Below are 22693 nucleotides of genomic sequence, written 5' to 3' on the forward strand. Positions count from 1 at the left end.
CGGTACCGCAGCCGAAGGCTTGTTTCGTTTGGGCGGTCTCAAAGCCACGCTGTAAATTTTTGGTTTAGGAAAACAGTCTTAATGCGGCGGACCCTCAGACAGATCAGCGGCAAACGGCGCTCAGAAATGGGTGATGCCCGGCTGGGGGTGACTCTGGCCTTTGTCGCCGGTGCGGTCAACGCCGGGGGCTTTCTGGCTGTCGGGGTCTATACCTCGCACATGTCGGGCATGGTGGCCTCGTTTGCTGACGATATGGTGCTGGGGAAATTGGGCCCGGCCGTTTTAGCGCTCACCTATGTGATGTTTTTCTTTTTGGGGGCGGTGACCTCAAGCTTGCTGGTCAACTGGGCACGGCTAAAGCGGTTGCATTCGGAATTTGCCCTGACGCTGGGGCTTGAGGCGGTGTTGCTGCTGCTGTTTGGTCTACTGGCTGCGGGTCTGGTCGGGGATATTGACCTCAGCCTGCCCCTGACCATCGGGCTTTTGTGCTACTTGATGGGCTTGCAGAACAGCCTGATGACCAAGCTGTCGCACGCGGAAATCCGCACTACCCACATGACGGGGATCATCACCGACCTCGGGATCGAAGCCGGTCGCTTCCTATTCGGCCGCGCCACCCACGCGGAGGCGCGATTTCATCCAAAGAAGGCGCGGTTACTTGTGTCTCTCCTGGGAGCCTTTGCGGCGGGCGGGCTTACCGGAGCGTTTGGCTTCAGCCATATGGGCTTTGTGACGGTGTTGCCCCTGTCGTTGGGGCTCGGTCTGATCGCCCTTGTGCCCATGCTGGATGACTTGTCCCGGCAAAAACGCCGACGGGGCTTGAAAGGCCCCACGGAAACCGCCAATTAGACGGTCATGACGGATAAAAACTTCCCCAACTGGCACGGGACGACCATCGTCGCCGTGCGCAAAAATGGCAAGACAGTCATTGCCGGTGACGGTCAGGTGTCGATGGGCCCCACCATCGTCAAAGGCGGCGCGAAGAAGGTCAGGACTTTGGCAGGTGGCAAGGTGATCGTAGGCTTTGCCGGCGCGACCGCCGATGCCTTTACCCTGCTGGAGCGGCTAGAGGCGAAGCTGGAACTTTATCCAGACCAGCTGGCCCGGGCGTGCGTCGATCTGGCCAAGGACTGGCGTACCGATCGCTATCTGCGCCGGCTCGAAGCCATGCTGTTGGTGGGCGACAAAAACCACATCCTGACGATTACCGGCGTCGGCGACGTTCTGGAACCCGAGGACGGGGTGGCGGCCATCGGATCGGGCGGCACCTATGCCCTTTCGGCGGCGCGCGCGCTTCTGGAGTACGAGCCTGACGCCGAAATCATCGCGCGCAAGGCCATGCAGATCGCCGGGGATATTTGCGTCTATACCAATCACAGCGTCACTCTGGAAAAGCTCGAAGCGTGATCGCCTTTCGTCCCCTGACTGATAACGATGCCGGGCTTCTGTTGTTGTGGATGTCCTCACCGCACGTGCGCCAGTGGTGGGTCAATGACGGCCAGACCGCTGAGGACGCTGTCGAAGACGCCTTGGCTTATATCGGCGCGGCCAATGCCACGGCGTGGATCTTTAGCTGGAACGGGCGGCCGGCGGGCTATAGCCAGTGCTTTGAGTGTCATCCCGATCACGAACTGGGCACGCCTTGCCATGCGGAGTCGATGAAGGGCACTTTTCTGATCGACCTGTTTATCGGCGATGCGGCCCTACTGGGGGAGGGTATCGGCTCGCAGGTTCTGACCCAACTCAGCAATGGCATGTTCAAGAAGGGCGCGCTGTGCGTGCGGGTTGCCCCCCAAACGACTAACGCCGCCGCCCGTCGCGCCAGCGAAAAGGCGGGCTTCGTCCCCGTTGGTCCGACGCCCTGCGGCCGCATGGTCCTGATGCAGCGCACGCCGGAACTGAACGCCTGATGTACGGGTTTCGCCGACTGACCGAGGCCGACATCGCTCTGGTCAATGACTGGATCGCCCGCCCGCATGTGGCGCAATGGTGGATTGACGGTACGGGGGGGCCATCGGAGCCTATCGACGCCGATATACTGCAAGAACCGGACTTCAATACGTGGATCGTAAGTCTGCATGACCGGCCTTTTGCCTATATGCAGGACTATAATCCGCATCTCTATCCCGACCATCACTTCTTCGACCGCCCCTTGGGGACGCGCGGCATCGACCAGATTATCGGCGAGGCGGACATGGTCGGTATCGGCCACGGCACCGCCTTCATCCGTCAGCGCGTCGTCCAACTGTTTGCCGAAGGGGCTAGCTGCATCGCTACCGATCCGCACCCGGACAATACCCGCGCCATCCGGGCTTACCAAAAGGCGGGTTTCGCCCCATATGGGGAAGTGATCAGCCCGGAATGGGGGCCCAGCCTGCTAATGGAATGCAAAGCCAAATGACCACCTTTTCACCGCGTGAAATCGTCTCCGAACTTGATCGTCATATCATCGGCCATGCCGATGCCAAGAAGGCCGTGGCTGTAGCGCTGCGCAACCGCTGGCGGCGCAAGCAGACCGATGCGGCGATCCGCGACGAGATCACGCCGAAGAACATCCTGATGATCGGGCCGACGGGCGTAGGTAAGACCGAGATCGCGCGTCGTCTGGCCAAGCTGGCTCAGGCCCCGTTTATCAAGGTTGAGGCGACCAAGTTCACCGAGGTCGGCTATGTCGGGCGCGACGTCGATCAGATCGTGCGTGATCTGGTCGAAGCGGCCATCCTGATGGTTAAGGACAAGAGCCGGCAGGGCGTGCGCGCCAAGGCCGAGGCGCAGGCCGAGGAGCGCCTGCTGGACGCGCTGGTCGGACCGGCGGCGCAGCCTGCCACGCGCGACAGCTTTCGCAAGCGCCTGCGTAATAACGAGCTGGATGACAAGGAGGTCGAAATTACCGTCGCCGATACGGGTGGCGCGATCGGAGCCTTTGAGATTCCGGGGCAGCCCGGTAATCAGATCAATCTGGGGGAGATGCTGCAAAAGGCCATGGGCGGGCGGCAAAAGACCGTGCGCTTGACGGTCGCGGCAGCTCAGCCGATCTTGCTGTCCGAAGAGTCGGACAAACTGCTCGATCAGGACGCCGTGTCGCGTGAGGCGCTTAGTCTCGCCGAACAGGAAGGCATCGTCTTCCTCGATGAGATCGACAAGGTGGCCTCGCGTCAGGAGCGCGGCGGGGCCGATGTGTCGCGCGAGGGCGTGCAGCGCGATCTGCTGCCGCTGATCGAAGGGACGACGGTTTCGACGAAGTATGGACCGGTGAAGACCGACCACATCCTATTTATCGCTTCAGGCGCCTTCCATGTGGCCAAGCCGTCGGACCTCTTGCCGGAGCTTCAGGGGCGTCTGCCTATCCGTGTCGAGCTCAAGGCCCTGACGCAGGACGATTTCCGCCGCATCCTGTCGGAACCCGAAGCCAATCTGATCAAACAAAATCAGGCGCTGATGGCCACCGAAGGGGTGACTTTGGCGTTTGAAGACGGGGCGATTGCCGAAATGGCCGCCGCCGCCGCACAGGTCAATGCCAAGGTCGAAAACATCGGCGCGCGCCGTCTGCACACCATTATCGAACGGGTGATGGAGGAGCTGAGCTTCACGGCCGCCGATCAGACGGGGCAGACCGTGACCATCACCGCCGACTATGTGCGCGAACGTCTGGGCGAGGTGGCAGGTGACGCCGACCTCAGCCGCTATATTCTGTAAACGAAAAGCCCCGGAGCGATCCGGGGCTTCTGTTATTTCAGATAGGTTTCGTAATTGTCGCCAAAGTCATCATAGTGGCTGAGCAGCAGTTCGCGGAACTGCGCGGTCAGTTGATCGACATTCAGTTTTCGTGCAGCGAGGAACTGCGTCTTGTCAGCACTCTGGGCGGCGCAGGAAAAGGCCGTATAGCGCGTGGCGGCCTGAAGCAGGGCCCCACCGGCTTCGCCGATCGAACTTTTGTGCGCGTGGCTGTTGGTCAGGTCGATATGGTCGGCCGCCATCTGACGGAAGACCTCGTTGGTGATGGTCGGCGTGGTCATCCCTTGTCCTTTTCGCCCGGCATTTTGGCCATATAGGTGTCGAAGTTTTTCGCATATTCAACGTAGTGGATATTGAGATACTCGCGGAAGCGGGCGCTGATCCTTGCGACCATCTCCTCTTTTTTGGCAAGCATGTCTGCACCGGTCGGTTCGTCTACAGCGGTTACGAAGGCGCTGTAACGGGCGGCGGCATGCAAAAAAGCGCCTTCGGAGATGGCGAAGGAATCCACAGCCTTTGCCTGTGCATTGGCGATGTGGATAAATTCCGCAGTAAGCGCGTTAAATGCCTCTGTACTCAGTTGTTTAGGCTGGGTCATTTGGGTATGCCCAGATTGGGGCGACCATATTCGGCAAAGTTTTGCGCGTACTCTTCGTAATGCCCCTCAAGATACTGGCGATATAGATTCACATAGTGGTCGATATGCGCGTCCTTGCTTTGCAACATGACGCGACCGCCGACAAATTGCGTGGACGACACGAAGGCATTGAAACGGGCCGCCGCGTGCATCAAGGCAGCTCCGGCCTGCCCAGCGTTGGCCTCCTTGAGGTGACCATTGGCGAGCTCAATATGTTCAATCATCAGTTCATTGAAGCGATGGTCTGTCAGTTCAGCCACAAGGTTACTCCTGTAAAACGAGCCGTCTATCTGGTGTTAACGTGAAGGCTTTGTCAACGTGCGCAGCAGCGCCGCTGAGGCCTCATCACACAGCCGATAGACGGCGTCGAAATCGCGCGTGTCGCCATAATAGGGGTCGGGCACATCCTTGATTAGCCCCAGCGCTTCCTCAAGATAAAGACCGATGGTCGCGGTCGTATCATCCGGAGCGATTTTACGGATATTGCGCACATTATCACGGTCGAGGCCAAGGATCAGATCAAAGCGGTAAAAGTCCTCGCGATGAAGCTGACGCGCGCACTGGCTGGAAATATCGACACCATAACGCGCCGCGACGGCGACGGATCGCCGGTCCGGCCCTTCGCCCGCGTGCCAGCCACCGGTCCCAGCAGAGTCGATAAGAAAGCGGCCGCTCAGGCCGGCTTGTTCGACATGGTGACGCAACAAGCCCTCGGCTAGCGGCGAACGGCAGATATTCCCCAGGCAGACAAACAGAACAGACGTCATAAGAAACGCTTAGCCCGTTCATCACTTCTCCCGCAAGGCGTGTCTTGCGGGGGCGCTGAAAACATTTCACAATACCGCTATGACCGCGCCCCTTCCAGAACTTGAGCCCTTTATCGACCGCCTTCAGGCCATTTCCGACCGCTATGAGCGGGTCTATGGCATCGACCGAGGCGGCGACTGGCACCTGTTGAAAATGCAGGAGGAGATGGGTGAACTCACTCAGGCCTATCTGGCAATGACCGGGCGTTCGCGGCGCGACGCCACCGCGGCAAAGCACGAGGTGGCGATGGAGATGGCCGACCTAATCTGCATGACGCTGCTGATGGCGCGTGCTGAAGGTATCGACCTCAATGCCGCCATCGCCGAAAAATGGCTCAAGTGGGAGGATGTGATGGCGGCGGAAGCAACACATGCGTAGTGCGGCCGCCGTCAAAAAGCTGTTCGAGCGCTTTGAAGCGGATAAGCCGGCCCCCAAGACCGAACTGAACTTCTCGAATCCGTTTACTCTGGTGGTGGCCGTCGCCTTGTCGGCCCAGACGACCGATGTGGCGGTCAACAAGGCAACCGGACCTTTGTTTGCCTTGGCCGATACGCCACAGGCCATGCTCGATCTGGGCGAAGAGACGCTAATGCAGATGATCTCCTCCATCGGACTTTATCGCAACAAGGCGAAGAATGTGATGGAGATGTGTCGTATCCTGATCAACCGTTTCGATGGTCAGGTGCCGCTCAATCGAACGGACCTGCTCAGCCTGCCGGGCGTAGGCAACAAGACAGCCTCAGTTGTGCTCAATGAGCTGGATATCGAGCCGGCCATTGCGGTCGATACACACGTCTATCGCGTTTCCCACCGGTTGGGGCTGGTCAATGACAGCGCCACCACACCGGACAAGGTCGAGGCGCAACTGATGGCCTCTATCCCGCGCAAATGGCTGACGCGGGCGCACCACTGGCTTATCCTGCACGGGCGCTATACCTGCACGGCCCGTAGCCCCAAATGCATGGCCTGTCTGGTCGAAGACCTATGCCCGAAGCGCGGGGTGGGTTAGTGCCGATGCCCGCACATCCCTAACGCATGTTCGACTGCGTGGCTGAGGCGCGCCGGGGCGGCCTCTTCGTATTTGAGATAGAGGTCAGGTTCGATCAGCTCCAGCTCCATGAGGCAGAAATCACCGGCGGCATTACGCACCATATCGACCCGCGCGTAGAGCAGGGTCTGGCCCACATATTCAAGTGCCTGATAGGCCAGTTCGACAGCGGTGACCGGTGGGGTCTGCGCCCGCAGGTGGGCGTCATAGTCGGGCTGTGAGCGGAAATCGCCTGGCTTGGGCGTTTTGAGCACGGCATGACTGAAATCGCCACCGAAGAAGATCAGCGACCATTCGCCTTCCGACTGGATAGCCGGCATAAAGGGCTGGATCATAGCATCCAATTCCGGCGCGCCGTCGGGCACGTCGGTCCCTTCCCAGACGAGAGTCTTCTTGGCGCCGGCGGAGATGCGCGGCTTGAGCACCAGCGCGTCTTGTCCGAAATCCGCACGGGCGCGGCTCAGGGTTTCGGGCGTCAGGGTATCGGCAAACAAGGTCGGCACGATGCGGATGCCGCCTTCGGCGAGATCACGCAGATAGGTCTTATCGACGTTCCAGCTTAAGATTTCGGCGGGGTTGAGCATCCGGTAGCCCTTGGCCTTGATGTGGGCCAAAGCGCGCCGAAACTCTTCGGGCGCGTTGTGATAGCCCCAGGCGACCAGCGGCAGCACCAGATCATAGGGCCGTGTCAGGGGCTCCGACCACGGCTGGGCCTCGATCTCAAACCCCGCAAAGGCGGCGCGATAGGCATCCAGCACGGCGGGCCAGCGGCCATGATGTGACGGGTGCGCCGGGTTCGGTGTCAGGATGAGAAGGGACTTTTTCATTTTCGCTTGCTCCGTGCGCGGTTTTTGCGCAAAGACACGCCCAATAGCAACCGGATAATCACGCATGTCTTCTGAGTACGACGTCACCGCCGTTGGTAATGCCATTGTGGACGTGCTGGCCCCGGCCAGCGAAGCATTTATCGTGGCGGAAGGCCTGCCAAAGGGGGGCATGACGCTGATTGATCAGCACCGCGCGCTGAATCTCTACGGCAAAATGGTGGCCCGCTCGGAAGCCAATGGCGACGACCTGACGCAGGAATCTGGCGGCTCGGCGGGCAATACCATCGCCGGTGTCGCCTCGTTTGGCGGCAAGGCGGCCTATATCGGCAAGGTGGCGCACGACGAACTGGGAGAGGTGTTCAGCCGCGACCTGAAAAAGAGCGGCGTGCATTTTGACGTGCCTTTCCTGCACGATGACCCGACCCACACCGGGCGTTGCCTGATCAATGTCACCGAAGACGGTCAGCGCACCATGGCGACCTTCCTGGGGGCTGCAGCTCTGGTACAGCCCGAAGACGTCGATCCGCAGCTGATCAAGGCGTCGCAGATTACCTATCTCGAAGGCTATCTTTTTGATACGCCGTCCGGTCGCGCCGCTTTTGCCAAGGCCTGCGAGATCGCCCGTTCGGCGGGCCGTAAGACGGCCATGACCCTCTCGGACAGCTTCGTGGTCGATCGCTGGCGCACCGACCTGCTGGCCTTCATCGAACAGCATATCGACCTCGTCTTCGCCAATGAATCCGAGCTTCTGTCGCTGTTCCAGACCGAGGATTTCGACAAGGCGGCGCGCTATCTGAAATCCAAGGCCGATCTGGCCTTTGTCACTCGTTCCGAGCGCGGCTCGGTGGCCCTGAAAGCTGATCTGTCGCACGACATCCCTGTCTATCCGGTGGCCGAGGTCGTCGATACGACCGGGGCCGGTGATCAGTACGCGGCGGGGGTGATGTATGGCCTCACCCAGGGCTTGCATCTGGAAACCTGCGGTCGTCTGGGGGCGCTGGCCGCCGCCGAGGTGATTAGCCACTACGGCCCGCGTCCGCAGGTCAGCTACGCCGAACTGGCGAAACAGAACGGCCTGATCTGATTGATCACTGAACCGGGATTTTCTGAACGCGCACACGCTATCGTGTGACAATTGTCATTTACAAAAACGTGAACTTGGATCAGTCTCTACCGTAGAGGGAAGGACTGGGTGCTACTCGCCTTCCCACACAAGACAGCGAGGCCTATCTTATGCGTGCAGTCACAATGGCATTAGCTTTGGCGGGCAGTTTTCTGCTTTATGGGACAGCATTGGCTCAGTTTTCCCAAGAGCCGAGCGGAAGACCTCTGATTTTAGAGGGGCCATATAACGCGAGCCATTATCGCCCAGAAGACCATCTAACCCGTCGCGCCTCTGCGGAAAAGCAGAGGACGCCTCCCGGCACCTTTGAACTTCAGTCGCGCACCCGCGAAACCTTCGTTCTGGCGCAGTCTCACAAAGAAAAAGGTGACATGGCGGCGGCTTGTCGCTCGATCCGAAAGGCTATTGCTCTGGATCGTCGCTATATAGCGCGTAAGCGCGCGATCGATCCGGATATACCCGTTACCGATGAGGACTTTTACAGCAGCTTGGAGGCTGAGTATTGCGTCTCAGCACGAGGTTAATCAATCAGGCGCACCATAACACACAGCGGGGAGAGACATGGGTTTCAGGCTATTCACCGGCGCGATCGTGATCGCTATGGGCACCATTATGACGGTGCCGACGCTGGCTCAAAATCTACAGGGACCGTCTCATAGGGGGCAAATACTCAGAGCCGATGACATGCGCAACGACAGAATTTCGCCTCCTCCCGTTGATACACAGACGGGAAGTCCAAATTATCAGCAGGCCATGGGGTTTGGTCAGAGAAGTGGAGGACATAATGGACGCAGCCTGTATTCGCACCTTGCTGATCTCCAAAGCTCTACCCGCGATACCTTTCTAAAAGCACAGGCTTACCGCGACAGGGGAGAAGACGAGGCGGCCTGTAAGACCTTGCGCAAGGCAATTGAAAAAGATCGCCGTTATATGGCGTCCAAGAAAAAGCTGTACCCGGAAACGGAGATGCCCGACGAGTCGTCCTATCAGGGTCTCGAAGCCGAATATTGTGGCTCGGAACGCAGTTAGCCCTGACGCCGTTTCAGCGCCACATAGAGCGCGCCGGAGCCGCCGTGGCGGGCGTGGGCCTGAGAGATCCCTGCCACTATATGCGCCAGCGCCGGATCGGACAGCCATTCCGGTGCGTTGCGCTTCAATATGCCGTTTTCGGCCATACCCTTGCCCGTAATGACCAGAACCGCGCGATAGTCATTGGCCCAGGCCTGCTGCACAAAGGCCTTAAGGCGCTGTTCGGCCTGAATCTGGTTCAGGCCGTGCAAGTCAAGGCGCGCTTCGATGGGGTCGCGTTCGCGGCTGATGCGGCGCTTGCGCTTGGGCTCGATGGGGTCAGGGGCGAAAGTGGTCGCCTCGCTAAGGCGGAAGCCACTCTGCGGGCGCACGGCCTCACCGATTTTGAACGGCACCAGTGGAAGGGGGCGCTCGATACGCGGCGCGGAAAGCGTGTTCTGACCTTCGGGCAGGCCCTTGATGGTGACGGTCTCGATCTCCGGCTGGGCGAAGGGCGGTTTGACCGGTGCGGGCTTCTTTTTCTTGAGCGCGTGCGGACGCACCGTGGCTGTCACCAGATGCCACAGTTTCAGATCTTCGTCCTTTAGGCCAAAGCGCTTCATAAGGCTTTAAATGGCATGGAGTGGGGCAGGGGGAAAGAGTGTTTCCAACGCACCCCCGTTCGTTTTCCTCGCGGTTCGCCCCCGCCAGCGGGGATATATAGAGGTGAGCATCAATCCCGGCGTTTAGCGCGCGGGTTCTGCTTCGGCAGGTGCTGAACCGGGCGAAGCTTGCTCTCGACATGGCGGATGATCAGGTCGGCCACGTCAACGCCGGAGGCCTTTTCGATCCCCTGAAGGCCGGGTGAGGAATTGACCTCCAGCACCTTGGGACCGGAATTCGAGCGGAGAATGTCAACGCCTGCCACCTGAAGGCCCAGAGCGCGCGCCGACTTTACCGCAATATCGGCCTCTTCCGGTGAGATTTCGACCGACAAAGCCTTGCCGCCCTGATGCAGGTTGGCGCGAAAATCGCCGATCTTGGCTTTGCGTTTCATGGCCGCCACGACCTTTGAACCGATGACGAGGCAGCGCAGGTCTTCGCCGTCGGCCTCGCGGATAAATTCCTGAGTCAGCAGTTCGGCATCCAGATCGCGAAAGGCGGAAATGACCGAGGCGGCGGCGAGATGCGTCTCGGCCAGCACGACGCCGCGCCCCTGCGCCCCCTTGGTCAGCTTGATGACCAGTGGCGCGCCGCCCACCAGTTGCACCACAAAGTCGGTGTCCTTGGGCGATTTGGCAAAGGCTGTCACTGGCATGGGGATGCCCTTGCGCGCCAGCACCTGCAGCGCGTGCAGCTTGTCGCGCGAAGCGGAGATGGCCGAAGATCGGTTGAGGCAATAGGCGCCGGTCGTTTCAAACTGCCGCACCACGGCCAGACCATAGCTAGTCATCGGCACGCCGATGCGCGGGATGATGGCGTCGAACTGCGGCAACGGCTTGCCGTCGTAATGCACTTCGGGGCGCGTCACATTGATATTCATATAGCAGCGTGAGGTTTCGATAGCCTCGATGACGTGATCGCGGTTTTGCGCCGCCTTGATCAGAGCTCGGATCGAATAGTTGCCCGCATCCTGTGTCAGTACGGCCAGACGTAAGGGACGCTTTACGGCCTTCGGTGCGTCGGCACGGCTGTAGACGTCGTAAGACAGGACCGGCAGGCGTTGGCCCGCCGTCGGATCGACTAACGCGCCAAGGCTTTCAAGCGCTTGACGCCCGATCAGCATGCGGTAGGCCATGTTGGCGCGGTTGGTTAGCGACACTTCGATCGGATGGTTGACACCTTTGATCGCAATGTGGGTTTCGATGATGTAGCGCCACTCCGTCTCGCCATTGGACGAAGTGATTTCGCGCTGATCCTTGAGGTCGGCGGAACAGGCGACTTCGATATCGTAACGGCCCGGCACCGGATTGACGACAAAGCGCACGCGCGGGCGTTCCGGTGTGCCAAACACCTCGATATCCACCGCGTGCAGGGCCGAGGTGCGCGCCCCGGTATCAACCTTGGCCCTGATGGCTGGCAGGGCCAGATCGGGCAGGCCGACCCATTCTTCCCAGCCAAAGGTAAGCGGCGCGCTGTCGGTCATAAACGATCCTGCGTAACGGTTGAGCCCCCCGCCCATAGGCCGTTTTTGCGACGGTTTTGTGTTATGCTTTTTCTTTGGCCTCGGTGGTAAAGGCCAGCAGTTGACGCGTCAGGCGCTCACCGCGCTTGCCGGCCGCCAGAGCGGCTTCGGACAGGCGGCGCAGGTCGGGACTGTCGGCCTGACGCCCGATCATGTCGAGCGCGGCGTTCATCACATTCAGCATCTGCGAGAAGTCGGCGGCCACATCACCGGCCAGACGCCCAACCGTCTCATAGCGTTGCGACAGGGCCAGAGCCGTATCCAGATGCTCGGCCTGACGCTCCAATTCCAGCTTGGCGAGTTGAAGCTGCGCGATCTCTAGTTCAAGCTGTCCGGTGCGCGCTTTCAACGTCAGGAATTCCAGCCGGTCCGGACCGGCTTCGACGACGGGCGGTAGTGGCGGCGGCAGGTGTGCCGACAGGTCAAACGCGACCCCCAAAAGCCCCTCGAACTGTCCGTCAGTCATCACCGGGCTCAGGCGCTCCAGCACTGGGGCAAAGCCGCTCGGCGTTTGGACGCGATAGGACAGCTCGCCCGCCGTCTTTTGCGCCAGATGCACGGCCAGTTCAGCGTGGATGCGGTCCTGATCGTCCGGATGTACGCTGTCGAGCCAGCCTTCGCCAAAGAATTCCGGCGCGCCACAGCCGGTTAGGGCCTGCCAGCCGTTCGAAAGCCGCATCAGGGTGCCATCGCTTTTCCACTGACGGTGTAGCGTGCTGAGGTCCCCGGCAATGTCTGTTAGTTGGCGCTCCGGTTTAGCTTCCGGCACGGGGGCGGCCTGAAGCGCGGCAAACTCGGCCTCCAGCTCTGCCTTTTCGTCCTTCAGCGCGCTGAGTTCGCTTTCCAGCGCCTTGAGACCCTGCAACTCGGCGATCTCGGCTTTCAGGGCCACAATGTCGGCGTCGCGGGTGTCGGGCTGCGCTTCGGCGGCGGTTTGCGCTAGGGTCGCATAGTCCTGCCGCAGGGTTTCCAGCTCGCTTTCCAGCGCTGTCAACTCAGCGGCGCGCGCCTTGAGCGTTTCGATTTCGGCCAGAGAGGCTTCGAGCGCCACGTTCAGCGGGCTCTCTTCCGAGGTCGATTTGGGTTCGGCTTTCAGTGCCTCCAGCTCGGCGCGCAGGGCGTCTAGCTCCGGATTTTCGCCGGATTCCGCGGTTTCAGACGTGGCCGCCGCGTCTTTGAGGGCTTCCAGTTCGGCACGCAGGGCGTCGCGTTCGGCTTCGGCCTCTGTGCGGGCCGTGTCGAGCGCCGCAAGATCGGCTTCCAGCGCCGCAATTTTTGCCGTGTCTTCGATGACCACAGGCTCAGGGATGGGCAGGGGAGCAGGGGGCACGGCGGCCGCGTTTGATTTGGCGCGCGTCACATCAATGGCTACGCCGAACAGTTCGCGGCGGCCCTCGACCATCTGCGCCTGTCCTTTGAGTGTGACGTGACGCAGCGTCCCATCGGCCTGCGGAATGGTTAGGTCGAGATCCAGCGTATCGCTTTGCCCCGACATCAGGTCGCCGAACACTTCATCGGCGCGCAACTGGTCTTCGGCGGTGATGCGCGTCGGGCCTCCGTCAAATTCGCGGCCGATCAGGCGGCGCATGCCTTCGTCTTCGACAATCGAGTCTGACACCGGGTCGTAGGACCACACGCCCACACCAAGAGCGGCACGCGCCAGTTCGGCCTTTTGCAAGTCTTCGAGCGCCTGCTGCGTCTCGTCGGACAGGGCGGGGGACAGGGGCGCGGGCAAAGCCGGGGTCTCGCTGACCGTCAGGGTTTGGGTGGTCGGGATGGCGGCGACCGTAATGCCCTGCGCCTCGCCGTCTTGCGTATGCACGATCCAGGCTGTGAGGATGACCGGATGCGCCTGGCCGCGCACGTCTTTCAGCGACAGGTTAATGGAGGCCGTACGCCCCGCCTGATCTTCGGGCGCCAGGTCCGCGAGGAAATCGACGGCCTTCTGGAAATCGGCGTCTGCGACAAACACCTTGGCCCAGTTGGCGTTCATCGCCTGATCGCGCGGCGTGTCGAGCAGGCTGCTGACGCGCGGATTGAGGTCGAGCACCGTTCCGTTCTGATCCAGTCCCCAGAATGGCACAGGTGCTGCGGTAAACCAGTGGCCGCGCCATACGCCAGAAATATCGCCCACGCCTTCGCCGGTTTGCGTTTCGATCTCGACGAGCGCCGTGGTTGAGCCGATTACCTCGCCATTGGTGTTTATGATTGGCATGGAGGTGACGGAGACCAGCACCTTGGTGCGGCTGCCGTGATTGACGATTAGGTGCTGAAAGCCCTTTACCGTCTGACCGCGCAGAGTGCGTGCAATCGGAAGCAGGTCGGGCGGAATGACACGTCCGTCAGGATAGGTGATGCCCCAGGTGGCGGAGTGAAACCGCAGCCCGATCAGCTCGTTATCCTTTCGGCCCAGAAGCTGATGCGCCGTCTTGTTGGCGAAGATGAATTTACCCGTGGCATCGGTTTCGACCAACGCTACCGGCACGGCGTTGAGCACATTGAACATGCGCCGCTCAAGCTGATCAATCTTGCGCTCGGCCTTAAACAGCAGGTCCTGAAACTGGCGCACCTGTGAGGTTTTGATGATGGCAATCAGGCCCGCGACGATGGCCGCACCCAGCAGCAACGCCGCCAGAACCCCCAGAACCACGATCAGATCGGCTTCGCTTTCCAGAAGCATCGCGCGCACAAACTCCCACCTGTCCCGTTTCGGCACACAATGCGCCCAAGACGGTCTTTACCGGACTTAGCGGCTGCAACAAACGTACCCGTTTTAAGGGATGGCGCAAGCGGACTTAAGTGGATTGGGCGGGGGACCTGGCAAAAAGTCCGGCAACTCCCAGCCACCAGCCGAGAACAAAGCCGAGGCCATATCCCGCCAGCGGCACGGGATAGGCTCCGTACAGCCACGCCACGGCGCTCAGGGCAAAATAGAGGCTCAGCGCGATGGCCTGCGGGCGGCGGCTTTCGTCAGGCCAAAGCCACAGAGGGCTTAGGGCCGTGAGGGCCAAAGCGCCACTCAAGGCGGCGGTGAGAAGTGGTGACTGTGCGGCGGCCATGTGTATGGCCCCTTCGACATGCGCCACGGGCATCAGAGGGTCGGGCCGCCATAGACACAGGGCTAGGGCCAGTGCCGCCACAGGCGTGGCCCACAGCAGCGCGCGCGCGCTATAAGTCTGCGCGATCAGGACCAGCGCGGCGACGCTAAAGGCCAGGAGTTGCGAACGGTCGGGCTGCCACGCCAGACACGCGGTGATCAGGCCCAGACCGATCAGCCACATCGACGACGGCCTCTCCGTTCGCGTGGCGGTGAGCACCAGAGGCAGGATCAGAGCGGCGGCATTGAGCTGAACAGGGCCTAGGGCCAGCCAGCGGTGAACGCCGTCTTGTCCGGGAAAGACAAAACAGAGGCCCAGAAGAATAAGGGCGGGCCAGACAAGCGCCACTGACGGACGTACAACGCGGCTCAGGCCCAGAAAGAGCCCCCCGCCAACAAGCCACGCCACCGGGTTACGCAGCCAAAGCCCTGCGCTAAGCCCCGCCTGTTGCAGGGTCAGTGCCCCCAGCGCTACAGTCAGAAATGACAAGATTGCAAACGCGATAGCGAACGGAAGCTGACGTGTCTTTGCCGATGTCATGAGAGGCCCCTAATACCTCACTAGTCTTCTTCGAATAACAGACACTGTCAATCCGACGGCTGAGGATAAGCGGTGAAGGGATGGGGGTAACAAAGCACAAAAGGCCGGATCAACGATCCGGCCTTTTGTGCTTTGTATACAGATTGGAGCGGGTGAAGAGGATCGAACTCTCGACATCCACCTTGGCAAGGTGGCGCTCTACCGCTGAGCTACACCCGCTCGTTTCTGTTATCCACCGGCGTGTCCGCCGAAGAGGTGCGCCTTATAGACAAAAGCCCGCGGCCTTTGCAAGGGGCATTTTTCGGAAACCTGTGAAAAACTTTTTTCGACGTATTTTCAGGGGCCTTGCCATTTCATACCCCTCAGCCCAGTCCTCTCCCCCCGCACGAGTAACTATAACATCGCCGGAATGACTCTGTCCGGCGGGCGGTGGCCGTCCTGAAGCGTCTTGATGTTGAGGATCACCCGGTCACCCATATCGGTGCGCGCTTCGATTGTCGAAGAGGCCATATGCGGTAGCAGTACCGCATTGGGCAGGCCAAACAGTTCTGGATTGATGCCGGGCAGGCGCTCATAGACGTCAAGGCCGACGCCGGCGATCTTGTTGCCGCGCAGCAGGTGCGCCAGTGCCTCTTCATCGACGATCTGCCCGCGCGCCGTGTTGACGAGGATGGCGTGCGGCTGGAGTTTGGCCAGCCGTTCGGCATCGAGCAGGTGAAAGGTGTTGGGGCCGCCAGGCGCATTAATCGACACCACGTCCATGCGCGATAGCATCTGGTCCAGATCGTCCCAGTAGGTGGCCTCAAGCTCATCCGAAATGCGCTGCGAAACCGGTTTGCGGTTATGATAGTGCACCTGCATCCCGAAGGCGCGCGCGCGACGCGCCAGCGCTTGACCAATACGGCCCATGCCGACAATCCCCAGCCGCTTGCCATAGATGCGGCGGCCCATCATGAAGGTCGGCGACCAGGCGGAAAATTCACCCCGCTGCACGGTTTCGGCGCCCTCGACGAAACGGCGCGCCACGGCAATGATCAGGCCCATGGTCATTTCGGCCGTGTCTTCGGTCAGCACGCCCGGCGTATTGGTGACGATAATGCCCTTTTCCACGGCTTTGGCGACGTCAATATGGTCATAGCCGACCCCGAAATTGGCGATCATCTTGAGCTGTTCGCCGCAGGCGTCGATAAAGTCCGCGTCGATTCGGTCATTGATCGAAGAAACGAGGACTTCGGCGGTCTGCGCCGCCTCGATCATCTTCTCGCGCGGCATCGGGTCCTTGGTGAGCCAGAGTGTGGTGTTGAACAGTTCGCGGAACCGCGTTTCCACCCCGTCGGGCAGCTTCACGGTCATAACGACTTTCAATTTCTTGTTCATGGTATGCGTTGACCCTTTGACGGCATTTTTGTTCAGGACTGTTTTTTAGGGTCTGGTTAACCAAATCTGAAGCATTGCAAGCCCAGTGTCGAAGACCTTTCCATGCCCCTTAACCGTCTGCTTTTGCCGATGCCGACCCAGTTCAGCCTGTTTTTTTCAGTGAAATCACCACACCATAGGCCGTGCCCCCGCGTCAAGTCGGGCTGGGCGAGGGCGGCTGTTTTGGCCCTGTCGCTGGGGATGGTTTGCAGTGGCGTTGCGCCCGCCGCGCAGGCCGGGTCTGCTGAGGAAGAGTCGTTTAACACGCCATCAAAACAGCCCGTGCCGCGCTGGGCTTCACTGCGCTCCAACGAGGTCTATGCCCGCTCCGGCCCGACCAAGGAAAACAAGGTCTTGTGGACCTATCGCCAGAAAAATCTGCCGGTGCAGATCATTTCCGAAACCCGCGAATGGCGCATGATCTGTGATCCGGACGGCGGCATCGCCTGGGTCAGCCGCTCGATGCTGAAATCGCAGCGTAGCGTTGTGTCGATGGGCACGCAGAAGATCGACCTTCTGAGCGCTGCCAAGCCCACGGCCAAGGTCAAGGCGCGCCTCAATCCCCGCTCTCTGGCGGCGCTCGATAAGTGCAGGAAGGGCTATTGCAAGGTCTCGGTCGGCAATGTCGATGGCTGGGCACCGCAGGACCGACTGTGGGGAGCGCAGGAAGGCGCGGCGTGTAAACGCCCGGACCCCTTTACGCGGCTGGGGACGCCTCAGGGCGTGCGTTAACGCCCCCTCGCGGGCCAAAATTTCACAACAAAAGCCATTGAGCCGCGGCCTCTATGCGTGTAACGCATCTTTACAGCCTGTTACGAACGCGCCATTAAGCGCCAACATAACCGCCCTATGTGTGTGAGATTCTATCCGGAGCCCCAATGAGCGACCGTCCTTCGTCTTTCGATTATGAAGCCCTTTTGGCCTGTTCGCGCGGGGAAATGTACGGCCCGGGCAATGCCCAGCTGCCGGCACCGCCAATGCTGATGATGGATCGTATTACCCAGATTACCCAAGACGGCGGGGCCTTCAACAAGGGCTATATCGAGGCCGAACTCGACATCAACCCTGACCTGTGGTTCTTCGCCTGCCACTTTATCGGTGACCCGGTCATGCCGGGTTGCCTGGGCCTTGACGCCATGTGGCAGCTGGTCGGCTTTTTCCTCGGCTGGTCGGGCAATCCGGGCCGCGGTCGCGCTTTGGGCGTCGGCGACGTCAAGTTTACCGGTCAGGTCACGCCGGCCGTCAAAAAGGTGACCTATAAGATAGATATGAAGCGGGTCATGACGGGCAAGCTGATCATGGGCATCGGCGAAGGCGTGGTGCTGGCCGATGACAAGCCGATCTATTCGGCGTCCGGCCTGCGCGTCGGCCTGTTCGACGCCAAGGATCTGGTCTGATCAAAAGCCCCCTTCGACTACAGGGAAGCGAACTATGCGTAGAGTTGTTATCACCGGTCTCGGTATCGTCTCATCCATCGGCACGGGCGCAGACGAGGTTGCGGCCTCGCTGCGTGACGCCAAATCGGGCATTGTCGCCGCGCCGGAATATGCGGAGCTGGGCTTCAAGTGCCAGGTGCACGCCAAACCGACCATCGGCGACTGGACGCCCCTGGTCGATCGCCGCGCGGCGCGCTTCCTGTCGGACGGTCTTGCCTATGGTCACGTCTCGCTAGAGCAAGCCATTAAGTCAGCGGGCTTGGAAGAGCACGACATTTCCAACGAACGCACGGGCATCATCTTCGGCGCGGGCGGCCCTTCGACCCGTACCATCGTCGAAGCCGCCGATACATCGCGCGAAAAGAAGTCGCCTAAGCGCATCGGGCCATTCGCGGTCCCTAAGGCCATGTCGTCGGGCCCGTCAGCGGTGCTGGCCACCTGGTTCAAGATTCGCGGCATCAACTATTCGATCTCTTCGGCCTGCGCTACTTCGGTGCACTGCATCGGTGCGGCCGCGGAACAGATCATGCTGGGCCGTCAGGACGTGATGTTCGCCGGCGGCACCGAAGAACTGGACTGGACCCTGTCCAATCTGTTCGATGCCATGGGCGCCATGTCGTCGAATTTTAACGACACGCCGTCGGTTGCCTCGCGCGCTTATGACAAGAACCGTGACGGCTTCGTCATTGCGGGGGGCGCGGGCGCCGTCGTGCTCGAAGACTATGAGCGGGCCAAGGCACGCGGGGCCAATATTCTGGCCGAAATCGTCGGTTACTGCGCCAATTCGGACGGTTACGACATGGTGGCTCCGTCGGGTGAGGGGGCGGAGCGCTGTATGCGTGAGGCCCTGCGTCAGGCCGGTGGCCGCAAGATCGACTATCTAAATCCACATGGCACCTCGACGCCGGTGGGTGATGAGCGCGAAATGGGCGCGGTGCGCAACGTCTTTGGCGAAGCGTCCCCGCTGATCTCCTCGACCAAGTCGCTGACCGGCCATTCGCTGGGCGCGGCCGGGGCACAGGAAGTGATCTACTGCCTGCTGATGATGCAGCACGGTTTTGCGGCCAAGAGCGCGCATATCGAGGAACTGGACCCGGCCTTTGACGGTATGCCGATCCTGAGGGAGCGCCGCGACGGCGCGCTGGAAACTGTGATGTCGAACTCGTTCGGCTTCGGTGGCACCAACGGTTCGATCATCCTGTCGCAGGCGGATTTGTAATTGACACCCCTCCCTGTGAAGCGGGGAGGGTGTATTTATAGGATTAAACATATGGCTGAAGATGGCTGGAAATTCCCCAAGGGCGAGCTGATGAAGGGCAAGAAGGGCCTGGTCATGGGCGTTGCCAATGACAAGTCCATCGCCTGGGGCATCGCCTCGCAATTGGCAGCGCAGGGCGCGGATATGGCCTTCTCCTATATGGGCGAAAGCCTGCTGCGCCGCGTCGGTCCGCTGGCTGAGTCTATTGGCGTTAAGCACCTGATCGAATGCGATGTCACCGATGACGCATCGATGGACGCGGCCTTTGCCAAGCTGAAAGAGATTTACGGTGAGATCGACTTTGTGATCCACTCGGTGGCCTTCGCCAACAAGAACGAGCTGCAAGGCTCTTTCGTTGAAAACACCACCCGCGAGGGCTTCCTGCTGGCCATGAATGTCTCAGCTTTCTCCTTCGTTGATGTGTCGCGTCGCGCGGCTGAGCTGATGCCGAACGGCGGGTCCCTGGTGACGCTGAGCTATCTGGGTTCTGAGCGCGTCATTCCGAACTACAACACCATGGGCGTGGCTAAGGCGGCGCTTGAGGCCTCGACGCGCTATATCGCCCGCGACCTCGGCCCAAAGAAGATCCGCGTTAACGCTATTTCTGCGGGCGCCATGCGTACCCTCAGCCTGGCCGGTATCTCCGGTGGCCGTTCGCTGCACGCCAAGTCGGGTCAGTTCTCGCTGCTGAAGGAAGAAACCTCGATGGAAGGCGTCGCCGGGGCGGCTTTGTGGCTGGCCTCCGACCTTGGTCTGTCTACCACCGGCGAAGTGGTGCACGTCGATGCGGGCTTCCATGTGGTCGGTCTGCCGGAAGACGTAGAGATTTAATCGCGGTCAAAAGCCGTTATCGCTGCGCCGTCGGGACGACTTGTCCCGGCGGCGTTTGCGTTTAAAGCTCTGTCTATGCCCAGATACCTGATCGTCGCCGGACCGAACGGTGCAGGGTAAACCACCTTTGCGTTGAGCAATCTGCGACGGCAGGGAGTCATGCCATTCCTTGATGCGGATATGATTGCGCAGGGACTGTCTCCTGTCGATCCCGAAAGTCAGGCATGAAAAGCTGGGCGTCTATTCCTGAATAAGGTTGAGGCGCAGATTGCATTGGGCGAAGATTTCGCCTTTGAAACCACTCTTTCAGGCAAGAGCCACCTCAAGCGGGGTTGATCGCTTGCGCCATGCGGAAGTGACGGATGACTCCCCTATCTGGCCCTGCCGTCTGTCGAGATGTCAAAGAGGCGCGCTGCTGAGCGAGTCGAACATGGCGGTCACAATATTCCTCAGTGAGATATTGAGCGGCGTGTTCCTCGCAGCTTACGTAATATTCTGGATCTTTAATTTTACCGGGTTAATCTGCGTTGCGGTTATCTCAACCTTAATGGCGGCCCGAAACTTGTGTTCACCCAACACGAGCAATGGTGTACAGTTATAGAGGCCGAACTGTTCGAGTTGTAGCATAGGGCGTCACAGTGTTGAAAAGGGTGATCAATCCGAACCCTGAGTCTGCTACGGCTGATTTACGGAAAGCCAATGAGACTCTGACGGTGCTCCATGAAGCTGGGTCCGAAGCCCTGGAGCGCAAGCGGCGGCTTGGGCAATACTGGGTTGTCCGGGACGGTGAAAAGCCAGTCGAGGTCTATCGTAAAAACGCTGTTGATCGCCCGGCCGCCGAATGAGCCAGACCGCCTTTGGACCCCCACCGTCGCTGGGCGACATCGAAACCGTGGCCAGAGACACGCTGAGCAAGCTGCCGGAGCCCTTTGCCGGTTACCTCCGCAACGTGGTACTGATCGTCGAGGACTTCCCCGCTGAAGACCTGCTGGCGGATCTGGGCATCGAAGACCCGTTTGAGCTAACCGGCCTCTATACGGGCCGCCCGGCGGAAACCGAGACATTCACTGGGGACCTGCCTCCGATGATCCACCTGTTCCGCCGTCCAATCCTCGATGAGTGGGCCGAAACCGGCGTGCCGCTGAGCGATCTGGTCGCGCATATCCTGATCCACGAAGCCGGGCATCATTTCGGCCTTAGTGATGACGATATGGAATGGCTGGAGGACGAACTGAAAAAGAGTTCTACCGCGTCCGTTCACTGACCCAATCGGTCACTATTTTCAGCGCAGAGGGCGCGAACGTTTCCTCTATATCGCCGTACTCGGACGGCGCACCGGTCCTTGCTGTCTGGAACAGATGATTCAGACCCGGCAGTTCGCGGACGGTGGCGTCGCGGTTGCCCGCCAGGGCGGCTTTCATGAGGGGTAGATTGTCACGGGCGACTACCTGAAGGTCCTTTTCGCCCGTAAGCGCCAGAACCGGTGGTTTTAGCTTTTTCAGTTCGGCCTGCGGGTCGTAACGAATGAACCAGGCCATCCACGGCGAGGTGACCGGCTTGACAATTCCGTCGATCACCGCCGGGTCGGCTGGCGTTGCGGCGGACCATTCAGCGGCGACTATGGCCCGTACCTTGGCTTCGGCGTGCTCAGGGTCGGCGATAATGGCGTCATATATTTTGCGGTTGGTGGCCTGCGCGTGGGCTAAAGCCGTTTCATCCATGCCATTGGCGCGGCCGATCAGAGCTTGCTGGCTGAGCAGCACACGATCGCCGCGCACGGCACTACCGGCCAGCAGCACGACAAACTGCACCTGCGGCGTCCTGTTGGCAACGAGAGGGGCAATGATCCCGCCTTCGGAATGACCGATCAGACCGACTGTCTTTACGTTTTTGCGTGCGCTCAGCCACTGGGCAGCTGCCCGAGCGTCATCGGCGAAGTCGGCAGTGGTCGCCTGCGCATAGGCACCGGTCGAGCCGCCAATGCCGCGCTTGTCGTAGCGCAGCACAGCGATACCCGCGCGGTTGAGGACGTCGGCCAGCACCAGAAAAATCTTGTGACCAGCGACTGTTTCATCGCGCGTATTCGGGCCCGAGCCGGCGATCAGCACCACGGCGGGGAAGGGGCCGCTCCCGTTTGGGGCGCTGTATGTGCCAGCCAAGGTGACGCCCGGCGTCGGCGTTGCGATTTGTACGCTTTCGACGTGATATTGCGTCAGCGCGGCCTCGGCGGCTTCCACCTGCGGACGGTGACTGACGGTCAGGTCGCTTTCGCGGATGCGGGTCAAGCTTAGCGGCAGGGACTGGCCCTGCGACCAGGTGCCGACCCATGCCTTTTGCGTTTCGTCCCAGTGGCCCTCATAGTGGCCATTGATACGCTTGAGGTCAAAACTCAGCGTGTCTGCGGTGGCGCTGACCGTATCGAGCGGCAGCAGCGCTTTGGACTGATCCGGGCTTTGCAACGTCCCTTTATAGGTATCGCCGTCCTTTTCGATACGTACTATGACGGTCAGTTGTCCCATCAGCTTGCCGCGCCAGACCCCCGCAGCCTCTTCGGCCTGGACTGTCGTGGTCAGCAGCAGCCCCGCTGCGCAAAGTGCCCTAAATCCTGTCATCGGACTGTCTCTTTATTTTGTTAATTAGCAAAATAACAAAATAAAAATGGCTGTCAATCCTTAGCCGAAAGGCTTGCTCAATCTCTCAACCTTTCCGCGCATTAATCGCACATTAAGAGAACAATATTATTC

The 22693-nt window shown here is 60.3% G+C and carries 27 protein-coding genes and 1 tRNA gene; 16 read left to right on the forward strand and 12 right to left on the reverse strand.

The genetic code is table 11. The features are described 5' to 3' along the window. Positions 1–126 precede the first annotated feature (126 nt). From ASTEX_RS03755 to hslU, 5 genes are read left to right on the forward strand one after another with little or no spacing between them, the layout of a single operon-like run. Positions 127–849 (forward strand): YoaK family protein, encoded by a 723-nt coding sequence (locus tag ASTEX_RS03755; RefSeq protein WP_245532527.1) that lies wholly within the window; start codon positions 127–129, stop codon positions 847–849. 6 nt (positions 850–855) lie between these two features. Next, a complete protein-coding gene (gene hslV / locus ASTEX_RS03760; protein ID WP_013478280.1) occupies positions 856–1407 on the forward strand; it encodes an ATP-dependent protease subunit HslV in 552 nt (183 codons plus the stop codon). Further along, the gene (locus ASTEX_RS03765) at positions 1404–1910 is read left to right on the forward strand and encodes a GNAT family N-acetyltransferase (protein ID WP_013478281.1); all 507 of its coding nucleotides are present in this window, start codon (positions 1404–1406) and stop codon (positions 1908–1910) included. The genes hslV and ASTEX_RS03765 overlap by 4 nt, the downstream gene beginning before the upstream one ends. Next, the gene (locus tag ASTEX_RS03770; RefSeq protein ID WP_013478282.1) at positions 1910–2401 is read left to right on the forward strand and encodes a GNAT family N-acetyltransferase; all 492 of its coding nucleotides are present in this window, start codon (positions 1910–1912) and stop codon (positions 2399–2401) included. The genes ASTEX_RS03765 and ASTEX_RS03770 overlap by 1 nt, the downstream gene beginning before the upstream one ends. Continuing rightward, positions 2398–3696, forward strand: a complete 1299-nt coding sequence (gene hslU / locus ASTEX_RS03775; RefSeq protein ID WP_013478283.1) for an ATP-dependent protease ATPase subunit HslU — start codon at positions 2398–2400, stop codon at positions 3694–3696. Before ASTEX_RS03770 ends, hslU begins: the two co-directional genes overlap by 4 nt. Before the next feature lie 32 nt (positions 3697–3728). On the opposite strand, the gene ASTEX_RS03780 is transcribed toward hslU, so the two are convergent. Genes ASTEX_RS03780 through ASTEX_RS03795 form a run of 4 tightly spaced genes read right to left on the reverse strand, consistent with a single transcriptional unit; the run spans position 3729 to position 5139 of the window. After that, positions 3729–4016 carry a DUF3144 domain-containing protein gene (locus ASTEX_RS03780; protein ID WP_013478284.1) on the reverse strand — a complete coding sequence of 96 codons (288 nt, stop codon included), beginning with the start codon at positions 4014–4016 and terminating at the stop codon, positions 3729–3731. Further along, on the reverse strand, positions 4013–4333 hold the full coding sequence (locus ASTEX_RS03785; protein ID WP_013478285.1) for a DUF3144 domain-containing protein: 321 nt from the start codon (positions 4331–4333) through the stop codon (positions 4013–4015). Before ASTEX_RS03785 ends, ASTEX_RS03780 begins: the two co-directional genes overlap by 4 nt. After that, positions 4330–4632, reverse strand: coding sequence for a DUF3144 domain-containing protein (locus ASTEX_RS03790; protein WP_013478286.1), 303 nt, complete (start codon positions 4630–4632; stop codon positions 4330–4332). Before ASTEX_RS03790 ends, ASTEX_RS03785 begins: the two co-directional genes overlap by 4 nt. A 36-nt stretch (positions 4633–4668) precedes the next feature. After that, the gene (locus ASTEX_RS03795; RefSeq protein ID WP_013478287.1) at positions 4669–5139 is read right to left on the reverse strand and encodes a low molecular weight protein-tyrosine-phosphatase; all 471 of its coding nucleotides are present in this window, start codon (positions 5137–5139) and stop codon (positions 4669–4671) included. 79 nt (positions 5140–5218) lie between these two features. Between ASTEX_RS03795 and ASTEX_RS03800 the strand changes: the two genes are divergently transcribed. Together ASTEX_RS03800 and nth are read left to right on the forward strand one after the other, a co-directional pair. After that, entirely contained in the window at positions 5219–5557 is a 339-nt protein-coding gene (locus ASTEX_RS03800; RefSeq protein ID WP_013478288.1) for a pyrophosphohydrolase domain-containing protein, read from the forward strand. Then, a complete protein-coding gene (gene nth / locus ASTEX_RS03805) occupies positions 5550–6188 on the forward strand; it encodes an endonuclease III (RefSeq protein WP_013478289.1) in 639 nt (212 codons plus the stop codon). The genes ASTEX_RS03800 and nth overlap by 8 nt, the downstream gene beginning before the upstream one ends. On the opposite strand, the gene ASTEX_RS03810 is transcribed toward nth, so the two are convergent. After that, complete coding sequence (locus tag ASTEX_RS03810; RefSeq protein ID WP_013478290.1) at positions 6185–7054, reverse strand: ATP-grasp domain-containing protein; 870 nt, start codon at positions 7052–7054, stop codon at positions 6185–6187. The two genes, nth and ASTEX_RS03810, sit on opposite strands and share 4 nt — an antisense overlap. Positions 7055–7118: 64 nt before the next feature. Here ASTEX_RS03810 and ASTEX_RS03815 point away from each other — a divergent pair, with 64 nt between their 5' ends. The 3 genes from ASTEX_RS03815 (at position 7119) to ASTEX_RS03825 (ending at position 9206) form a co-directional block, all read left to right on the forward strand. Continuing rightward, positions 7119–8138, forward strand: coding sequence for an adenosine kinase (locus tag ASTEX_RS03815; protein WP_013478291.1), 1020 nt, complete (start codon positions 7119–7121; stop codon positions 8136–8138). 149 nt (positions 8139–8287) lie between these two features. Beyond that, positions 8288–8701, forward strand: coding sequence for a hypothetical protein (locus ASTEX_RS03820; RefSeq protein ID WP_013478292.1), 414 nt, complete (start codon positions 8288–8290; stop codon positions 8699–8701). Positions 8702–8738: 37 nt separating this feature from the next. Continuing rightward, on the forward strand, positions 8739–9206 hold the full coding sequence (locus ASTEX_RS03825; RefSeq protein ID WP_013478293.1) for a hypothetical protein: 468 nt from the start codon (positions 8739–8741) through the stop codon (positions 9204–9206). Here ASTEX_RS03825 and ASTEX_RS03830 read toward each other — a convergent pair. From ASTEX_RS03830 to ASTEX_RS03855, 6 genes are all read right to left on the reverse strand, one after another. Beyond that, complete coding sequence (locus ASTEX_RS03830; protein ID WP_013478294.1) at positions 9203–9808, reverse strand: Smr/MutS family protein; 606 nt, start codon at positions 9806–9808, stop codon at positions 9203–9205. The two genes, ASTEX_RS03825 and ASTEX_RS03830, sit on opposite strands and share 4 nt — an antisense overlap. A gap of 110 nt (positions 9809–9918) precedes the next feature. Beyond that, positions 9919–11331, reverse strand: a complete 1413-nt coding sequence (gene rimK, locus ASTEX_RS03835) for a 30S ribosomal protein S6--L-glutamate ligase (RefSeq protein WP_013478295.1) — start codon at positions 11329–11331, stop codon at positions 9919–9921. A gap of 61 nt (positions 11332–11392) precedes the next feature. Continuing rightward, complete coding sequence (locus ASTEX_RS03840; RefSeq protein WP_013478296.1) at positions 11393–14050, reverse strand: PAS domain-containing protein; 2658 nt, start codon at positions 14048–14050, stop codon at positions 11393–11395. A gap of 115 nt (positions 14051–14165) precedes the next feature. Continuing rightward, on the reverse strand, positions 14166–15008 hold the full coding sequence (locus ASTEX_RS03845; RefSeq protein WP_013478297.1) for a hypothetical protein: 843 nt from the start codon (positions 15006–15008) through the stop codon (positions 14166–14168). A gap of 144 nt (positions 15009–15152) precedes the next feature. Next, positions 15153–15227, reverse strand: a tRNA-Gly gene (locus ASTEX_RS03850). A gap of 174 nt (positions 15228–15401) precedes the next feature. After that, the gene (locus ASTEX_RS03855) at positions 15402–16385 is read right to left on the reverse strand and encodes a 2-hydroxyacid dehydrogenase (protein ID WP_013478298.1); all 984 of its coding nucleotides are present in this window, start codon (positions 16383–16385) and stop codon (positions 15402–15404) included. A 102-nt stretch (positions 16386–16487) separates the two neighbouring features. Here ASTEX_RS03855 and ASTEX_RS03860 point away from each other — a divergent pair, with 102 nt between their 5' ends. The 6 genes from ASTEX_RS03860 (at position 16488) to ASTEX_RS03880 (ending at position 21213) form a co-directional block, all read left to right on the forward strand. Next, complete coding sequence (locus ASTEX_RS03860; RefSeq protein WP_013478299.1) at positions 16488–17156, forward strand: SH3 domain-containing protein; 669 nt, start codon at positions 16488–16490, stop codon at positions 17154–17156. 146 nt (positions 17157–17302) lie between these two features. Then, positions 17303–17821 carry a 3-hydroxyacyl-[acyl-carrier-protein] dehydratase FabA gene (gene fabA / locus ASTEX_RS03865; protein ID WP_013478300.1) on the forward strand — a complete coding sequence of 173 codons (519 nt, stop codon included), beginning with the start codon at positions 17303–17305 and terminating at the stop codon, positions 17819–17821. A 34-nt stretch (positions 17822–17855) separates the two neighbouring features. After that, a complete protein-coding gene (gene fabB, locus ASTEX_RS03870) occupies positions 17856–19079 on the forward strand; it encodes a beta-ketoacyl-ACP synthase I (RefSeq protein ID WP_013478301.1) in 1224 nt (407 codons plus the stop codon). A gap of 51 nt (positions 19080–19130) precedes the next feature. Beyond that, positions 19131–19949 (forward strand): enoyl-ACP reductase FabI, encoded by an 819-nt coding sequence (locus ASTEX_RS03875; RefSeq protein WP_013478302.1) that lies wholly within the window; start codon positions 19131–19133, stop codon positions 19947–19949. A gap of 638 nt (positions 19950–20587) precedes the next feature. Then, entirely contained in the window at positions 20588–20794 is a 207-nt protein-coding gene (locus tag ASTEX_RS19785; protein ID WP_144004601.1) for a hypothetical protein, read from the forward strand. Beyond that, the gene (locus tag ASTEX_RS03880) at positions 20791–21213 is read left to right on the forward strand and encodes a metallopeptidase family protein (protein WP_013478303.1); all 423 of its coding nucleotides are present in this window, start codon (positions 20791–20793) and stop codon (positions 21211–21213) included. The genes ASTEX_RS19785 and ASTEX_RS03880 overlap by 4 nt, the downstream gene beginning before the upstream one ends. On the opposite strand, the gene ASTEX_RS03885 is transcribed toward ASTEX_RS03880, so the two are convergent. Beyond that, positions 21194–22561, reverse strand: a complete 1368-nt coding sequence (locus ASTEX_RS03885; protein ID WP_013478304.1) for an alpha/beta hydrolase family protein — start codon at positions 22559–22561, stop codon at positions 21194–21196. The two genes, ASTEX_RS03880 and ASTEX_RS03885, sit on opposite strands and share 20 nt — an antisense overlap. Positions 22562–22693: the final 132 nt, after the last annotated feature.

The organism is Asticcacaulis excentricus CB 48 (genome assembly GCF_000175215.2).
Taxonomy (GTDB): domain Bacteria; phylum Pseudomonadota; class Alphaproteobacteria; order Caulobacterales; family Caulobacteraceae; genus Asticcacaulis; species Asticcacaulis excentricus.

What these genes read in the sequence shown, in the direction of transcription:
- ASTEX_RS03755 (WP_245532527.1), top strand. Translation starts at nt 127, where the DNA reads ATGGGTGATGCCCGGCTGGGGGTGACTCTGGCCTTTGTCGCCGGTGCG.
- hslV (WP_013478280.1), top strand. Translation starts at nt 856, where the DNA reads ATGACGGATAAAAACTTCCCCAACTGGCACGGGACGACCATCGTCGCC.
- ASTEX_RS03770 (WP_013478282.1), top strand. Translation starts at nt 1,910, where the DNA reads ATGTACGGGTTTCGCCGACTGACCGAGGCCGACATCGCTCTGGTCAAT.
- hslU (WP_013478283.1), top strand. Translation starts at nt 2,398, where the DNA reads ATGACCACCTTTTCACCGCGTGAAATCGTCTCCGAACTTGATCGTCAT.
- ASTEX_RS03780 (WP_013478284.1), bottom strand. Translation starts at nt 4,016, where the DNA reads ATGACCACGCCGACCATCACCAACGAGGTCTTCCGTCAGATGGCGGCC.
- ASTEX_RS03785 (WP_013478285.1), bottom strand. Translation starts at nt 4,333, where the DNA reads ATGACCCAGCCTAAACAACTGAGTACAGAGGCATTTAACGCGCTTACT.
- ASTEX_RS03795 (WP_013478287.1), bottom strand. Translation starts at nt 5,139, where the DNA reads ATGACGTCTGTTCTGTTTGTCTGCCTGGGGAATATCTGCCGTTCGCCG.
- ASTEX_RS03800 (WP_013478288.1), top strand. Translation starts at nt 5,219, where the DNA reads ATGACCGCGCCCCTTCCAGAACTTGAGCCCTTTATCGACCGCCTTCAG.
- nth (WP_013478289.1), top strand. Translation starts at nt 5,550, where the DNA reads ATGCGTAGTGCGGCCGCCGTCAAAAAGCTGTTCGAGCGCTTTGAAGCG.
- ASTEX_RS03810 (WP_013478290.1), bottom strand. Translation starts at nt 7,054, where the DNA reads ATGAAAAAGTCCCTTCTCATCCTGACACCGAACCCGGCGCACCCGTCA.
- ASTEX_RS03815 (WP_013478291.1), top strand. Translation starts at nt 7,119, where the DNA reads ATGTCTTCTGAGTACGACGTCACCGCCGTTGGTAATGCCATTGTGGAC.
- ASTEX_RS03820 (WP_013478292.1), top strand. Translation starts at nt 8,288, where the DNA reads ATGCGTGCAGTCACAATGGCATTAGCTTTGGCGGGCAGTTTTCTGCTT.
- ASTEX_RS03825 (WP_013478293.1), top strand. Translation starts at nt 8,739, where the DNA reads ATGGGTTTCAGGCTATTCACCGGCGCGATCGTGATCGCTATGGGCACC.
- ASTEX_RS03830 (WP_013478294.1), bottom strand. Translation starts at nt 9,808, where the DNA reads ATGAAGCGCTTTGGCCTAAAGGACGAAGATCTGAAACTGTGGCATCTG.
- rimK (WP_013478295.1), bottom strand. Translation starts at nt 11,331, where the DNA reads ATGACCGACAGCGCGCCGCTTACCTTTGGCTGGGAAGAATGGGTCGGC.
- ASTEX_RS03840 (WP_013478296.1), bottom strand. Translation starts at nt 14,050, where the DNA reads ATGCTTCTGGAAAGCGAAGCCGATCTGATCGTGGTTCTGGGGGTTCTG.
- ASTEX_RS03845 (WP_013478297.1), bottom strand. Translation starts at nt 15,008, where the DNA reads ATGACATCGGCAAAGACACGTCAGCTTCCGTTCGCTATCGCGTTTGCA.
- ASTEX_RS03855 (WP_013478298.1), bottom strand. Translation starts at nt 16,385, where the DNA reads ATGAACAAGAAATTGAAAGTCGTTATGACCGTGAAGCTGCCCGACGGG.
- ASTEX_RS03860 (WP_013478299.1), top strand. Translation starts at nt 16,488, where the DNA reads ATGCCCCTTAACCGTCTGCTTTTGCCGATGCCGACCCAGTTCAGCCTG.
- fabA (WP_013478300.1), top strand. Translation starts at nt 17,303, where the DNA reads ATGAGCGACCGTCCTTCGTCTTTCGATTATGAAGCCCTTTTGGCCTGT.
- fabB (WP_013478301.1), top strand. Translation starts at nt 17,856, where the DNA reads ATGCGTAGAGTTGTTATCACCGGTCTCGGTATCGTCTCATCCATCGGC.
- ASTEX_RS03875 (WP_013478302.1), top strand. Translation starts at nt 19,131, where the DNA reads ATGGCTGAAGATGGCTGGAAATTCCCCAAGGGCGAGCTGATGAAGGGC.
- ASTEX_RS03880 (WP_013478303.1), top strand. Translation starts at nt 20,791, where the DNA reads ATGAGCCAGACCGCCTTTGGACCCCCACCGTCGCTGGGCGACATCGAA.
- ASTEX_RS03885 (WP_013478304.1), bottom strand. Translation starts at nt 22,561, where the DNA reads ATGACAGGATTTAGGGCACTTTGCGCAGCGGGGCTGCTGCTGACCACG.